We start from the raw sequence: 13928 nt of genomic DNA, 5'->3' as shown, positions 1-13928 counted from the left end.
GCCGAGACCGCAAGACGAGACCCCCCGCAGAAACACGAAGACGGCACCACGAAGGCAAGGAGGCCCTCACCATGTCCGAATCATCCACCGACACCGTCCCCCCGGGCGGTGTCGACTACCTCGCCGAGGAATCGGCACCGCGATTCCGGGAACTCAAGCGCAAGCACCGGGGATTCGTCTTCCCGATGTCGATCGCGTTCCTGGTCTGGTACTTCGCGTACGTACTGCTCTCCTCGTTCGCGCCCGAGTTCATGGCGCAGCGCGGGAGCGGCGACATCACCGTCGGCCTCGTCCTCGGGCTCGGCCAGTTCGTCACGACCTTCGGGATCACGATGTGGTACGTCTGGTACGCCAATCACCGGCTCGACCCGATCTCCGCCGAGATCCGTGAGGACCTCGAGCGTCAGGAGGCGAGCGCATGAACGACGTCTTCGCCGCCGTGAAGACCGCCGTGGACACGGTGGAGAACAACCCGATCCTGAACATCTCGATCTTCGCGGCGTTCGTCGCGGTGACGCTGTTCATCGTGATCCGCGCCAGCCGCAACAACAAGACCGCGGCGGACTACTACGCGGCGGGCCGCTCGTTCTCGGGCCCGCAGAACGGGTTCGCGATCTCGGGCGACTACCTCTCGGCCGCGTCGTTCCTCGGCATCACGGGCGCGATCGCGATCAACGGCTACGACGGGTTCCTCTACTCGATCGGGTTCCTGGTCGCGTGGCTGGTCGCGCTGCTGCTGGTCGCCGAGCTCATGCGCAACACCGGCAAATTCACGATGGCCGACGTGCTGTCGTTCCGGCTCAAGCAGGGCCCGGTGCGCATGGCTGCCGCTCTCACGACGCTCGCCGTCTGCCTGTTCTACCTGCTCGCGCAGATGGCCGGGGCCGGCGGACTCGTCTCGCTCCTGCTGGGCATCAACGACCGGCTCGGACAGTCGATCGTCGTGGCGGTCGTGGGTCTGCTGATGATCGTCTACGTGCTCGTCGGAGGGATGAAGGGAACGACCTGGGTGCAGATCGTCAAGGCGTTCCTCCTGATCGGCGGGGCGCTCGTGATGACCGTGTGGGTCCTCGCGATCAACGGATTCAGCCTGAACACCCTGCTGGAGAGCGCGGTGGCGGCATCCGTCACCGATCCGAAGGACGCGATCCTCGGCCCGGGCCTGCAGTACGGCAAGAACCCGTGGGACTTCATCTCCCTCGCGATCGCGCTCGTGCTCGGCACCGCGGGACTCCCGCACGTGCTGATGCGCTTCTACACGGTTCCCACCGCCAAGGAGGCTCGACGGTCGGTGGTGTGGGCGATCTGGCTCATCGGCATCTTCTACCTGCTGACGCTCGTCCTCGGCTACGGCGCGGCGTCGCTCGTCGGACCCGAGACGATCCTCGCCTCGCCCGGCGGCGTCAACTCGGCCGCGCCGCTGCTCGCGCTCGCGCTCGGCGGGCCGTTCCTGCTCGGGTTCATCTCGGCGGTCGCGTTCGCGACGATCCTCGCGGTCGTCGCCGGTCTCACGATCACCGCGGCGGCCTCGTTCGCGCACGACATCTACGCGAACGTCATCAAGAAGGGGAACGTCCCGGCCGACGGCGAGGTCAAGGTCGCCCGGCGAACGGTGATCATCATCGGCATCCTGGCGATCGTCGGCGGCATCGGCGTGCAGGGGCAGAACATCGCGTTCCTCGTCGCGCTCGCGTTCGCCGTGGCGGCCTCGGCGAACCTGCCGACGATCCTGTACTCGCTGTTCTGGCGTCGCTTCACCACGCGCGGTGCGGTGTGGAGCATGTACGGGGGACTCGCCGCGGCGATCATCCTGATCCTGCTGTCGCCCGTCTTCTGGGGCACCGAGACGAGCGTGTTCAAGAACACGGGCGTCGCGATCTGGCCGCTGAACAACCCGGGCATCGTGTCGATCCCGCTCGGGTTCTTCCTCGGCTGGCTGGGCTCTGTCCTCTCGCACCCCGGATCGGAGAACAAGCGGCGCGCGGCCGAGATGGATGTGCGCTCGCTCACCGGCTACGGCGCCGAGAAGGCGACGAACCACTAGGCGGTCCGATCAGCGGCCCCGCGGATCTGCGATCCGCGGGGCCGCGTGGCGCGCGGGCGGCCTACTCGCCCGCGGCCCGCCCGGTCTCGCGCGCGAGCGTCGCGCGCTCGAGCTCGACGAGGTACTCCTTCACCTCCGGGTGCCCGCCGTACTCGCCGAGCGACCCGTCGGCGCGGACGACCCGGTGCACCGGCACCACGATCGAGAACGGCGTCGTCGCGCACGCGGTGCCGACCGCGCGCGCGGCCCGGGGGCTGCCGGCGAGCACGGCGACGTCGCCGTAGCCGGCGGTCTCGCCGTACGGGATGCCGCGCACGGCCTCGAGCGCGGCGCGCGTGAACCCGCGGACCAGGCGCCAGTCCAGCTCGAGGTCGAAGTCGTGCCGCTCGCCGTCGAAGTACTCGTCGAGCTGGCGCGCGGCGGTGGTGAGTCGAGGGTCATCGTCGACATGCTCGAGGACGGTGTGCAGAGCGCGGGAGAGGCGCTCCTGCTCCTGGCCGAGCGGGTCGCGCAGTGGATGCAGCGTCACGAGGCCGGCGTCGGTGCCTGCGATCAGCACGTCGCCGACGGGGGAGGGGTGCAGGAGGAAGCGGATGGGCGCGTCGGTCATGCGCCCATCCTGTCCGCTCCCACCCTCACCTCCCGTGCCCGTGGTGCCCTTCCGTGGACAACCTGCGGCGCTCCGCCCCTGGGGAGGAGCCCCCTGCTCCTTCGCGAGAGGGCAGATCTGTAGGGCGACACGCCGTGGGAACCAAACACTTCTGCCCTCTCGCGGTGAGCAGGGGGAGCGGAAGCGGGCCTGATCAGCGGGCGTGTCGTCCAATCCGACGACACCCGCGCGGGCTCACCGGCGTGCGGGCGCCCGCCGCTTAGTGTGGCGGTGTGTGGCGAGGAGAAGGCAGCGCCGTCATGGGCGCACACGACGACGCGCCGTCGGTGACCCCCGGTGACCTCGGACTCTCGGAACCGGGGGTGAGCGTCATGCACATCGCCGAACCCGAGCGGGACCGCATCCGCGCCCTGGCCGGCGAACTCGGCGGTCCCTCCACCCTGCTGCACTTCGACGATGCGAGCGACGGCGGAATCGAGATCACGAAGGCCCACCCGGGGAGTCTGCCGCAGTTCATCACCGGGCGCTCGACGCTGCTGTCCAACCTCTTCCGCGACGAAGTGGCCCTGCGCAACGCGCGCCTCGCGGCGAAGCGCATCACCGCGAAGAACGTCGAGCTGCGCACCGCGCGCGGCATCGAGCCGGTGAGCCTCGCCGTCGGCCTCGCCTCGTGGCACATAGGCGGGCTGCAGTGCCACGCCCCCGTGCTGCTGCGTCCGCTCGGCATCCGTCGGCACCACTCCGATTTCGAGCTCAAGCTGCACGGCACGTTCACCGTGAACCCCGAGCTCGTGCGCGCGCTGCGCACCCACTTCGGCATCGAGGTCGACGGACGCGCGCTCGCCGCGCTCGCTTACGACGGCGGTGTGTTCAAGCCGCAGCCGGTCATCGACCACCTCCGGGCGCTCGCCGCCGGGATCGACTCGTTCACGGTGCACCCGCGCCTGGTGGTCTCGACGTTCGCCGACGTCGGCGCCGCGATGGCGCGCGACTGCGTGGACCTGGACCACCCGGTCCTCAACGCCCTCGCGGGCCATCACGACGACCGCGAGACCCTCACCCTCCGTCGCGACGAGCCGACGTTCACCAATCCCGACGATCGTCCGCCGGCCTCGGACACCCTTCTTCTCGATGCGGATGCCGAGCAGGAGCGCGTCCTCGCCCGCATCGCCGCCGGCCACTCGCTGGCGGTGCACACGCTTCCGGGAACCGGGGGCACGCAGACCGTCATCAACGCGGTCGGCGCGCTCGTGCGCGACGGCAAGCGCGTGCTGGTCGTCAGCGCCCGCCGCTCCACGCTGGACGGCGTCCGCCACCGCCTCACCGGCATCGGCCTCCCGGGTCTCGCGGTCTCTCCGCGCGATCTGCAGCGCGACCTGATCCGGGCGATCGGGCGCAACGAGAAGGCCACACCACCCAAGGTCGGCGACATCGACGACGCGCTCGTGCGCCTGCGCGGGGTGCTGCGCGACTATCGGGGCGCCGTGACCGCGCGCCACCCCGACCTGGGCGTCTCGGTGCTGGACATCCTGCGCCGGCTCGCCGAGCTGTCCGCCCAGACCCCGACGCCGTCCGCCGCCGCGCGATTCGACATCGACGTGCTCGCCCGCCTCGCCCCGGCACGCACGAAGGCCGCGTCGGCGCTGGCGGCCGCCGCGCGGCTCGGGGAGTTCCGCTTCGGCCCCGACGACTCGCCCTGGTACGGGGTGTCGTTCGCGACGACCGGTGCCGCCCGTGCCGCTCACGCCCTGGCCGGAAAGCTGCATCACCAGGACGTCCCGAACATCCTCGAGCGCGGCTACGAGCTCATCGCCCAGACGCGCATGCGACCGTTCCGCACGGTGAGCGAGCTCGGTGCGTACCTCCGGCTCCTGCAGGGCATCCGCGATTCGCTCGACAAGTTCAGCCCGACGGTGTTCGAGCGGCCGCTCGGCGAGCTCATCCAGGCGCACGGTCCGCGCCGCGATGCCCCCTCGCTCACCGGACCGCAGCGCCGGCGTCTGCGCCACCTCTCCCGCGAGTACGTCCGCCCGGGCGTGCACATCATCGACATGCACGAAGCCCTCGTGCGCGTGCAGCAGCAGCGCACCGAATGGCAGCGTGTCGTCGACGCGGGCGTGATCCCCGCCGTCCCACTCGGACTCGCCGACGTGTACGTCGCGTGGCAGAAAGTGGACGCCGATCTCGCCGAACTGGACGGCGTCGTCGGCCGCGACGGCGCCGACCGCCTCGCGGCGCTCCCCGTCGCCCAGCTCGTCCGCACGCTCGCCGGGCTCGCCGCCGAGTCCGACGTGTTCGACAACCTCGTCGAGCGCGCGACGCTCCGCGGAGAACTGCGGTCACTCGGCCTGGAGCCGCTGCTGGCGGAGCTGTCCGTCCGGCACGTGCCCGAAGAGCTCGTGGGCGCCGAGCTCGAGTTCGCCTGGTGGCAGTCGGCCCTGGAGTACCTGCTGCGCAGCGACCGTGCGCTCCTCGGCGCGAACACATCCGTCGTGGATCGCCTGGAGCGGGACTTCCGGCTCGTCGATGAGGCCCATGCCGCGGCATCCGGTCCGCTGCTGGCCGCCCAGCTGGCCACGCAGTGGCGCATCGGGATCGTCGACGAAGCCGGCGAAGCCGCGGCCCTGAAGACCGCGCTGAAGAACGGCACGTCGACCCCGGCCGACCTCGTCGCCGCCGCCCCCACACTCCTGCGCACACTCGCACCGGTGTGGCTCGCCTCGCCGTACGACGTGCCCGGCATCCCTCTCGAGCTCGCGTTCGACGTCGTCATCATCGCGGATGCCGCAGCGGTGTGCCTGGCAGAAGCCGCGCCCGCGCTGCGCCGCGCCCGTCAGGTCGTCGTCTTCGGCGATCCGGTGACGCAGAAGCCGACGCCGTTCCGGGTGTCCTCCGGGATCCCGGCCGAGGACGACGTACCGGCAGAGCCGTTCGACGACACGAGCGTCTTCGAGCGTCTGGCCGAGCTGTTGCCGGTCGCGACGCTCACCCGCAGCTACCGCGCCGGCGGCGAGGATCTCGCCGAGCTCGTGAACGACGCGTTCTACGGGGGAGAGCTCATCTCGTTCCCGTGGGCGGGGTCCTACCTCGGACGTGGAAGCCTCAGCGTCGACTACGTCGAGGGCGGAACGGGAGCGCCCGACCCGATCAGCGGCGCGGTGGAGAGCCCCGACGCCGAAGTGCAGCGGGTCGTGACGCTCGTGATCGAGCACGCGGTCAATCGCGGGTCCGAGTCGCTCATGGTCGTCACCGCGAGCGCGAAGCACGCCGAACGCGTCCGCGCCGCGGTCGAGGCGGCCTTCGCCGGGCGCTCCGATGTCGCGGACTTCGTCTCGCGCGACACGGCCGAGCCGCTCTCGGTGCTCACGCTGGAGGAATCCGTCGCCGAGAGCCGCGACCGGGTGATCTTCTCCCTCGGATTCGGGCTCACCAAGCACGGCCGGGTCCTGAGTGACTTCGGCGACCTGTCCACCCCCGACGGCGAGCGGCTGCTCACCGTCGGCATGACCCGCGCGCGACGCTCGATGGTGATCGTCTCGTCGATCCGCCCGTCCGCCTTCGACGACGGGCGCCTCGAGCACGGAGCCGCGACCCTCATGTCGATCCTGGGCGGGATCGCTGCGCGGGCGCGCGAGAAGCGCCTCGAGGACCTCGCTGATCCGCTCACCCGGAACCTCGCCCGTGAGCTCCGCCGGCTCGGGGTCTCGGTCGACGTGCACTACCGCGGGCTGCTGCCGCTCGTGGCCCAGCACGGCGGCCGCGCGGTCGTGGCCGAGAGCGACCCCGAGACGATCGGGGAGTCGCTGCGGGAGTCGCTGCGTCTGCGCCCGCAGATCCTCCGCCGGCTCGGCTGGCACTACGTGCGCGTGCACTCGTTCGACCTGTACAGCGATCCGGCCGGCGTCGCGGCGCGGATCGCCGCGATGCTGGGCGTCGCCCCGGAGTCGCCCACGGCCGACACCGAGACGCAGCCGATCGATGTCATCGAGTGAGAAGCCTCCCCGGCAGCGCGTCGAGCGGGTCGCCGGATCCCGGCGCGCCAAGCTGACGCCGGCACCGGGGACGACGAACGAGCCCACCGAAGCGGATGCCGAGGGCTCGGCATCCGCTTCGGCCGAGGCCTCAGGTCCCGGCGCCGTGGGCCCGAACGACGAGCGCTTGCGCCGCGACGTGCCCCCGCACTACTGACGCGAGGGCCGAGACCCCGCGACTACTTGGGTGCGGGGCCGTTCGGTGCGGCGAGCAGATCGCGGATCTGCAGCAGCAGCTCCTGCTCGGTCGGCAGCTCGGACGCTTCTTCTTCGGCGATTCCGGCCTTCGCGGCCGCGCGTTCCTTCACCCGGTTCATCGGGTAGACGAACACGAAGTACACGACGACAGCGACCGCGAGGAAGTTGATGATCGCGCCGATGATCACGCCGATGCCGAAATCGGTCATGCCGCCGCGGACGTTCGGGACGCCGATCACCAGGTCGTTCAGGCTATCGGCCTGGAAGATCAGGGCGATCAGGGGGTTGATGAGCCCGGCGACGATCGCGTTGACGATGCCGGTGAACGCCGCGCCGATGACGACCGCGACGGCCAGGTCGATGACGTTTCCGCGGAGGATGAACTCCTTGAAGCCTTTGATCACGTGATTCTCCTCAGTGTCGCCGGCTTCCGCCGGTCAGGATCCGGTCGATGCCGGCGAGGACTTCGACTCCGACTTCGATGATGCCGAAGGAGCGGGCGCGGTGCCACCCGATGAGCCGGTCGAGGATGAACCCGCGTCGGAGGACTTCGCGGATCCCGCGCGCGAATCGGTGCGGTAGAACCCGGATCCGTTGAAGGTCACACCGATCGAGCCGTACTCCTTGCGCAGCTCTCCGCCGCACTCGGGGCACTCGGTGAGGGTGGGGTCGGCGAAGGACTGCACGGCGTCGAAGCGGTGTCCGCACTGCTTGCAGGCATAGGCGTAGGTCGGCATGGGCTGCTCTTTCGGGCGGTCAGCGCCGCGCGGGTGCGAGGCGAAGGGTCTGAGTGGGGGTGACGACACCCGTCACGGGCTGGTCGTGCACGTCGCGGGGGACCTCGTCGAGGAGTTCGGAGTCGTAGACGACCGCGTAGACCGGCGGGCAGCCCTCCATCGAGCCGATCGTCTTGTCGAAGTAGCCGCGACCCCAGCCGAGCCGCATCCCACTGCGGTCCACGGCTGCCGCGGGGATCACGAGCAGGTCGACGTCGTTCACGGCGATGGGTCCGAGCAGCTCCCCGACCGGCTCGGGCAGTCCGTGCAGCCCCTCGGCGATGTCGAGGTCGGGTGTGGCGACCGACCAGTCCAGCAGGCCGTCGGCACGCGTCACGGGAAGGAGGACCCGGATGCCGCGCCGCACCGCGGCGTCGACGAAGTCGCGGGTCCCCGGCTCCGTCGTCGTGGACAGGAAGCACGACATCGACCGGACGCCGAGCTCGTCGACCAGAGCGTCGAGGCGCTGCGCGATCGCCGCGGCCGCGGCATCCCGCGCATGCTGCGAGAGCAGCTGACGACGCTCGCGCAGCTCGGCGCGCAGGGCGCGCTTGGCGTCGGCGATCTCGTCGGGCATACGTCGATTGTAGGCGCGGATAGCACGGGGTCCGCGTGGGGGCAAGGCGACACGACGCCCATGGGCCTCACATCCGCCTCTCGGTAGAGTCGGACGATGCCCCACAAGCCCTTCAAGGCCGTCATCCCCGCCGCGGGACTCGGCACCCGCTTCCTGCCTGCGACCAAGGCCATGCCCAAAGAGATGCTGCCGGTCGTCGACAAGCCCGCGATCCAGTACGTCGTCGAAGAGGCTGCCGCCGCCGGCATCACGGACATCCTGGTCATCATCGGGCGCAACAAGAACGCCATCTCGAACCACTTCGACTCCGTCCCCGAACTCGAGGTCAAGCTCACCGAGAAGGGCGACGCCGATCGCCTGCAGCGGGTCATGGCATCCAGCGACATGGCCGACATCCACTTCGTGCGTCAGGGCGACCCGAAGGGCCTCGGTCACGCGGTCCTCCGCGCCCGCGCCCACGTCGGGGATTCGCCGTTCGCCGTGATGCTCGGCGACGACCTGATCGACGAGCGCGACGCGCTGCTGACGACGATGCTCGCCGAGCACGAGCGCACCGGCGCCGCGATCGTCGCGCTCATGGAGGTCGACCCCGCCCACATCGGCATGTACGGTGTCGCCGCCGCGGAGCAGACCGATGACCCCGACGTCGTGCGGGTCACCGGGCTCGTCGAGAAGCCGAAGCCCGAGGACGCCCCGTCGAACCTCGCCGTGATCGGCCGCTACGTGCTGAGCCCGGCGATCTTCGACATCCTCGAGCGCACCGAGCCCGGAAAGGGCGGCGAGATCCAGCTGACCGACGCGCTGCAGGAGCTCGCCGCAGACCCGGATGGACCCGGCGTGTACGGCGTCGTGTTCCGTGGCCGTCGGTACGACACCGGCGATAGGGTGGACTACATCAAGGCCATCGTGCAGCTGGCCGTCGACCGTGAGGATCTCGGCCCCGAGCTGCGTCCCTGGTTCAAGGATTTCGCGGCGAAGCTCTGACGCCGCAGGCACGAGGGGGTTGCGTGGACCTGACGACGCCCCGCCGGCACGGAGAAGTCGGCATACGGCTGGTGCGTGCGCGCGATGCCCGCGTGCTGCAGAACGAACTCCTCTCCAACCGTGCCTGGCTGCGGCCATGGGAGGCGACGAGCCCGGACGGGCCGGTGTCCTTCGACATGCGCGCGGGTATCCGCAGACTCCTTCAGCAGTACCGCGACGGCTCCGGCGTGCCCCTCGTGATGGAGTACGCCGGTGAAGTGACCGGGCAGCTCAACGTGTGGGGGATCGCCCGCGGATCCCTCGCGTCGGCGACGATCGGGTATTGGGTGAGCGAGCGGTTCGCGGGACGTGGCATCACCACGACCTCGGTGGCCCTCGCGACGGACGTGTGCTTCGACGAGATGCGCCTGCACCGCATGGAGATCTGCATCCGCCCCGAGAACCAGGCGAGCCTGCGGGTCGTCGAGAAGCTCGGCTTCCGCTACGAAGGCCTGCGCCGGCGGTTCATCCACATCAACGGCGACTGGCGGGATCACTACGCATTCGCCCTCACGCGCGAGGACGTCCCCGAGGGGGTCCTCGCCCGCTGGGTGCAGGGGCGCGCGCCGCAGGATGCGGCGACCGTGCCGCCGAGCGACCGTCTGCGGGCCTGAACCCTATCCGGCATCTCCGACACGCGGCAGGATGCCGGTCCGTCGGCATCCGTTCGCATACCGTTGTCGGCATGGGTGGGCAGGTACTGGGCGGCGGAGTCATCGTGCTCGTCGCGGTGCTCCTGTGGATGGTCTATCTGCTGCCGACGTGGCACAGCAGGCGGCAGTTCGACGCCGCGGAGCGCAACGCGGTGCGTCTGAATCAGGCTCTGCGCGTGCTGGCCGAGACGAGTGAGACCCCCGAAGAGGTCCGTCTCGAACTGAACGCCCGCACCGCGCTGGCGCAGCAGCGCCTCGCTCGCCGCGCCGTGAACGAGCGCACGCAGACCGCGCTCGAACAGGCCCGCATGGACCTCGAGCGGGCGCGCGACGAGCGCGCCGCAGCCAAGGCCGCCCCCGAGGCCCGCCGCGCGCGGGCCCGGCGTCGCACGCGTCTGACCCTCACCGGCTTCGCGGTCGCCGCGCTCGGCCTCGCCGGCTGGGGCGGTTGGCTCGTGGTCTCGACCGGATCGCAGATCGCCCTCTGGAGCGGCGTCGCCGCCGCCGCCGTGTGCGCGCTGCTGCTGCAGAAGATGAACCGGGTCGGAGCGCGGGCCGTGATCCGCGAGAGCGTCGCACCGGTCGCCGTGCGCGCCGAGGCCGCCGTGCAGGACGTCGCGCTGCCGACCGATCGTCGCGGCTGGGCGCCGCGCGAACTGCCCCGGCCGCTCACGGTGTCTGCGGGCTCCCGCGCGTCCGCCGTGCTGGATGCCGCCGCCGCGCGCGAATCGCTGCGGCAGGCGGCCGTCGAGGAAGCCGCACGGCAGCGCGCCGAGGCCCAGCGCCCGCCGTCGATCGCCGTCGCGCGCGCCCGCACCGAGTCCGCCGAGCTCGGTCGCCGCGGTCCCGTGGACGACGCGGAGATCGAAGCGCACGTGCGCCGACTGCTCGCCAGCCGCGCGGGCTGAGCGCGGCTCACGCCGCGTGGAGCACCCGCCCGCCGCCGATCACGAGTGCGCGCGGCGGAGTGCGCACGAGGGCGTCCATCGGGTTCTCGGCGTCGAGCAGCACGATGTCGGCGCGAGAGCCGGCGACCAGATCGTGGGTGCTGCGGCCGACGAAGCGCGCTGCCGAGCGGGTGGCGAGCTCGAGCACCCGGATGAGGTCCTCGTCGCGGACGATGCTCGACGCGCGCGCATACTGCCAGGCGATGCCGAGAAGATCGCCGGTGCCGTAGGGACTCCACAGGTCGCGGATGCCGTCCGTGCCGAAGCCGAACGCGACACCGGCCGCGTCGAGCTCATGCAGCGGCAACTGCGGCAGGCGTAGCGGCGCGACCGTGGTGAGCGTGATGTCGAGTTCTCCCATCGCGGCGAGAAGATCGCGGCGCCGGAGGTCATCGACCTGCGCGAGAGCGAAGCCGTGGGCGATGTTCACCCGACCCTCGCGCCCCAGGGCGCGCGTCCGGTCGATGATCAGATCGAACTGGAACGCGCCCAGCTCGGCGGGATCGTGCAGGTGGATGTCGATCCCGACGTCGTGCTCCGCAGCCAGGCGGAAGATCGCGTCGAGCTGGCCGACGGGGTCGCGGTCGATCGAGGCGGGATCGAGCCCGCCGACGTGATCGGCTCCTGCGCGGGCAGCATCCGCCAGCATGTCGAGAACACCGGGCCGACGAAGGACGCCGTCCTGCGGGAACGCGACGATCTGCACGTCGATCGCGCCGTCGTAGGCGGCCGCGGCTTCGCGGACGGCGTCGATGCCCTCCCGGCCGATGTCGGTGTCGATGTCGACGTGCGTGCGGACGGCGGTGGTGCCGTGGCGGGCGAATTCGCGCAGGACGGCGGCGGTGGTCTCCACGCTCGGGAAGCCCAGCTCGCGGCGCCGGGAGCGCTCGTGGTCGATCCGTCCCTGGATTCCGCCTGCGCCGCCGTACGACTGCCACGGCAGGCCCCACCACGATTTGTCGACGTGAGCGTGCGTGTTGATCAGTCCGGGCAGAGCGAGCAGTCCGCCGCCGTCGACAGCGCCTTCCACGGGCGGACCGGCGGGTGTGATCGCGGTGATCAGACCGCCCGCGATCGCGATGTCGGAGGGGGTGCCGCCCCACGGCCGGACGTTCTGCACAAGGGTCACCGGGTCGAGCGTGGGATGCGGCATACTCCCATCCTGGACCGTCCGCGTGCGGCGCCGCAGCGCGCGGGAAGGCCCCGGAGTGCGTGATAACCTATCGGAGGTTCATGGGCCTGTGGCGCAGCTGGTAGCGCACCTCGTTCGCATCGAGGGGGTCAGGGGTTCGAGTCCCCTCAGGTCCACGTTCTGAAATGCCCCGCCTCGGCGGGGCATTTCGCTTGCCCGGGCCGGCCCCTGCGTTGAGTGTCCACGACGCGCCGTGCACGGCGCGGACGCGACGGCGTGTCCTGGACACTCAGTGGGCGATGCGAAGGATCAGGCCGCGCTCTCCCGGGCGCGGAGATCCTTGCGCAGGATCTTGCCCGACGCGGACTTCGGGATCGCGTCGATGAACTCCACGCGGCGCACCTTCTTGTGGGGCGCGACGTTGTCCGCCACGAACGCCATGACCTCGGCATCCGTGACCCCCGCGTCGGGGGCGGCCACGATGAACGCCTTCGGGATCTCCTGCCGGTCCTCGTCGAGGACGCCGATCACGGCGGCATCCATGATCTTCGGGTGCGACAGCAGCAGCGCCTCGAGCTCGGCCGGGGCGATCTGATAGCCCTTGTACTTGATGAGCTCCTTTACCCGGTCGACGATCGAGAAGTAGCCGCCCTCGTGGTAGACACCGACATCGCCGGTGTGCAGGAACCCGTCGGCGTCCAGGGTCTCGGAGGTCGCGTCGGGCTTGTTGAGATACCCGAGCATGACGTTGGGGCCCCTAACCCAGATCTCGCCCGGCGCGGTCACGCCGTCCGGGCCGAGCTCGGTGATCTCCTCGCCGGTCTCAGTGTCGACCAGCTTGCACTCCTGGTTCGGCAGAAGCGTCCCGACCGAACTCACCGGCACGTCGTCGCGCTGGTAGGGCATCGCGTGCGAGACGGGGCTCAGCTCGCTCATGCCGTAGCCCTGCATCATGCGCGCGTGGATGCGGCGGGCCGCGGCCTCCGCGGTCTCGCCGTCCAGGGGCGCCGCGCCGGAGAAGACCGTGTGGACCGTGGAGATGTCGAACTGGTCGACGATCGGATGCTTGGCCAGGGCGACCGCGATCGGCGGGGCGATGTACAGATACGTGCAGCGGTGCGTCTGGATGTTCGTGAGGAACTCCACCAGATCGAACTTCGGCATCGTGACCAGGCTCGCCCGCTGTCGGAGCGCGAGGTTCAGCAGCACCGTCATGCCGTAGATGTGGAAGAAGGGCAGGACGGCGAGCACCCGGTCGGTGTTCTTCAGATCGATGTTCGAGCGGCACTGCTGCACGTTCGCGACGAGGTTGCGGTGCGTGAGCATGACGCCCTTCGGGACGCCGGTCGTTCCGGAGGAGTAGGGCAGAACCGCGACGTGGGTGGCCGGGTCGAAACTCACCTCGGGCGGCGTGTGCTGCTCCGAGAGCAGCTCACGCAGGTTCGGGTGTCCCTCGGCGCCGTCCAGCACGATCAGATGGTCGGCCGAGATGCCGACCTCGGCCGCCGCACTCTCCGCCTGCGGCAGCAGCGGCGACACCGTGATGAGCCAGGTCGCCCCGGCGTCGCTCAGCTGCTTCTGGATCTCTCCTGCCGTGTAGAGCGAGTTGATCGTGGTGACGGTCGCCCCGAGCCGGAGGATGCCGTGGAACACGGTGGCGAAGGCCGGCACGTTCGGGCAGAGCAATCCGATCACGGTGTCCGTCCCGACGCCCCGCGCGGCCAGGGCACCGGCGAACGCATCCACCTGCGCGCGGAGCGCCCCGTACGTCGTCTCGGCACGGGTCGCCGGGTCGATCAGAGCCGTGGCGGCGGCATCCGCTTCGCTGAGCGACCCGAAGAGGAAGTCGTAGACGCCCACCTCGGGGATCTCGACATCGGGCATGGGGCTTCGGAACATGCGGTCTCCCTCGACGACGCGGTGCTCCCATCCTCGCA

Annotated in this window: 13 protein-coding genes and 1 tRNA gene; 8 read left to right on the top strand and 6 right to left on the bottom strand. The window is 70.5% G+C overall.

Annotated elements, in window-relative coordinates; translation table 11 throughout:
* Positions 1-71 precede the first annotated feature (71 nt).
* Positions 72-422: a DUF485 domain-containing protein gene (locus AB0P18_RS14415; protein WP_363360602.1), complete on the top strand. Its 351-nt coding sequence runs from the start codon at positions 72-74 to the stop codon at positions 420-422.
* The gene (locus AB0P18_RS14410) at positions 419-2044 is read left to right on the top strand and encodes a cation acetate symporter (protein WP_344054798.1); all 1626 of its coding nucleotides are present in this window, start codon (positions 419-421) and stop codon (positions 2042-2044) included. The genes AB0P18_RS14415 and AB0P18_RS14410 overlap by 4 nt, the downstream gene beginning before the upstream one ends.
* A 61-nt stretch (positions 2045-2105) precedes the next feature.
* On the opposite strand, the gene AB0P18_RS14405 is transcribed toward AB0P18_RS14410, so the two are convergent.
* The gene (locus AB0P18_RS14405; RefSeq protein WP_363360601.1) at positions 2106-2654 is read right to left on the bottom strand and encodes a methylated-DNA--[protein]-cysteine S-methyltransferase; all 549 of its coding nucleotides are present in this window, start codon (positions 2652-2654) and stop codon (positions 2106-2108) included.
* A gap of 299 nt (positions 2655-2953) precedes the next feature.
* Here AB0P18_RS14405 and AB0P18_RS14400 point away from each other — a divergent pair, with 299 nt between their 5' ends.
* Positions 2954-6646, top strand: a complete 3693-nt coding sequence (locus AB0P18_RS14400) for an AAA family ATPase (RefSeq protein ID WP_363360600.1) — start codon at positions 2954-2956, stop codon at positions 6644-6646.
* Positions 6633-6842, top strand: a complete 210-nt coding sequence (locus AB0P18_RS14395) for a hypothetical protein (protein ID WP_363360599.1) — start codon at positions 6633-6635, stop codon at positions 6840-6842. The genes AB0P18_RS14400 and AB0P18_RS14395 overlap by 14 nt, the downstream gene beginning before the upstream one ends.
* 22 nt (positions 6843-6864) lie before the next feature.
* Here the strand turns inward: AB0P18_RS14395 and mscL are convergent, their stop codons facing one another.
* From mscL to AB0P18_RS14380, 3 genes are read right to left on the bottom strand one after another with little or no spacing between them, the layout of a single operon-like run.
* Positions 6865-7287, bottom strand: a complete 423-nt coding sequence (gene mscL / locus AB0P18_RS14390) for a large conductance mechanosensitive channel protein MscL (protein ID WP_344054790.1) — start codon at positions 7285-7287, stop codon at positions 6865-6867.
* 33 nt (positions 7288-7320) lie between these two features.
* Positions 7321-7620, bottom strand: coding sequence for an FmdB family zinc ribbon protein (locus tag AB0P18_RS14385; RefSeq protein WP_344054788.1), 300 nt, complete (start codon positions 7618-7620; stop codon positions 7321-7323).
* A 19-nt stretch (positions 7621-7639) separates the two neighbouring features.
* A complete protein-coding gene (locus tag AB0P18_RS14380; protein ID WP_344054786.1) occupies positions 7640-8236 on the bottom strand; it encodes a 5-formyltetrahydrofolate cyclo-ligase in 597 nt (198 codons plus the stop codon).
* A 96-nt stretch (positions 8237-8332) separates the two neighbouring features.
* On the opposite strand from AB0P18_RS14380, the gene galU reads away from it, so the two are divergent.
* From galU to AB0P18_RS14365, 3 genes are all read left to right on the top strand, one after another.
* Positions 8333-9220: a UTP--glucose-1-phosphate uridylyltransferase GalU gene (galU, locus tag AB0P18_RS14375; protein ID WP_363360598.1), complete on the top strand. Its 888-nt coding sequence runs from the start codon at positions 8333-8335 to the stop codon at positions 9218-9220.
* A 23-nt stretch (positions 9221-9243) separates the two neighbouring features.
* The gene (locus tag AB0P18_RS14370; RefSeq protein WP_344054782.1) at positions 9244-9873 is read left to right on the top strand and encodes a GNAT family protein; all 630 of its coding nucleotides are present in this window, start codon (positions 9244-9246) and stop codon (positions 9871-9873) included.
* 71 nt (positions 9874-9944) lie between these two features.
* The gene (locus AB0P18_RS14365) at positions 9945-10820 is read left to right on the top strand and encodes a large exoprotein (protein WP_363360597.1); all 876 of its coding nucleotides are present in this window, start codon (positions 9945-9947) and stop codon (positions 10818-10820) included.
* Positions 10821-10827: 7 nt separating this feature from the next.
* Here AB0P18_RS14365 and AB0P18_RS14360 read toward each other — a convergent pair whose 3' ends face one another.
* Positions 10828-12012: an amidohydrolase gene (locus AB0P18_RS14360; protein ID WP_363360596.1), complete on the bottom strand. Its 1185-nt coding sequence runs from the start codon at positions 12010-12012 to the stop codon at positions 10828-10830.
* Between the two features lie 82 nt (positions 12013-12094).
* Between AB0P18_RS14360 and AB0P18_RS14355 the strand changes: the two genes are divergently transcribed.
* Positions 12095-12167: transfer RNA gene (locus tag AB0P18_RS14355), tRNA-Ala, on the top strand.
* A gap of 133 nt (positions 12168-12300) precedes the next feature.
* Here the strand turns inward: AB0P18_RS14355 and AB0P18_RS14350 are convergent.
* Positions 12301-13890, bottom strand: coding sequence for an AMP-binding protein (locus AB0P18_RS14350; protein ID WP_363360595.1), 1590 nt, complete (start codon positions 13888-13890; stop codon positions 12301-12303).
* Positions 13891-13928: the final 38 nt, after the last annotated feature.

It is taken from the genome of Microbacterium sp. NPDC064584 (assembly GCF_040687315.1).
In the GTDB taxonomy this organism is placed as follows: Bacteria; Actinomycetota; Actinomycetes; order Actinomycetales; family Microbacteriaceae; genus Microbacterium; species Microbacterium lacus.
This window is presented reverse-complemented; position numbering and strand designations above follow the sequence as displayed.

What these genes read in the sequence shown, in the direction of transcription:
- AB0P18_RS14415 (WP_363360602.1), top strand. Translation starts at nt 72, where the DNA reads ATGTCCGAATCATCCACCGACACCGTCCCCCCGGGCGGTGTCGACTAC.
- AB0P18_RS14410 (WP_344054798.1), top strand. Translation starts at nt 419, where the DNA reads ATGAACGACGTCTTCGCCGCCGTGAAGACCGCCGTGGACACGGTGGAG.
- AB0P18_RS14405 (WP_363360601.1), bottom strand. Translation starts at nt 2,654, where the DNA reads ATGACCGACGCGCCCATCCGCTTCCTCCTGCACCCCTCCCCCGTCGGC.
- AB0P18_RS14400 (WP_363360600.1), top strand. Translation starts at nt 2,954, where the DNA reads ATGGGCGCACACGACGACGCGCCGTCGGTGACCCCCGGTGACCTCGGA.
- AB0P18_RS14395 (WP_363360599.1), top strand. Translation starts at nt 6,633, where the DNA reads ATGTCATCGAGTGAGAAGCCTCCCCGGCAGCGCGTCGAGCGGGTCGCC.
- AB0P18_RS14385 (WP_344054788.1), bottom strand. Translation starts at nt 7,620, where the DNA reads ATGCCGACCTACGCCTATGCCTGCAAGCAGTGCGGACACCGCTTCGAC.
- AB0P18_RS14380 (WP_344054786.1), bottom strand. Translation starts at nt 8,236, where the DNA reads ATGCCCGACGAGATCGCCGACGCCAAGCGCGCCCTGCGCGCCGAGCTG.
- galU (WP_363360598.1), top strand. Translation starts at nt 8,333, where the DNA reads ATGCCCCACAAGCCCTTCAAGGCCGTCATCCCCGCCGCGGGACTCGGC.
- AB0P18_RS14365 (WP_363360597.1), top strand. Translation starts at nt 9,945, where the DNA reads ATGGGTGGGCAGGTACTGGGCGGCGGAGTCATCGTGCTCGTCGCGGTG.
- AB0P18_RS14360 (WP_363360596.1), bottom strand. Translation starts at nt 12,012, where the DNA reads ATGCCGCATCCCACGCTCGACCCGGTGACCCTTGTGCAGAACGTCCGG.
- AB0P18_RS14350 (WP_363360595.1), bottom strand. Translation starts at nt 13,890, where the DNA reads ATGTTCCGAAGCCCCATGCCCGATGTCGAGATCCCCGAGGTGGGCGTC.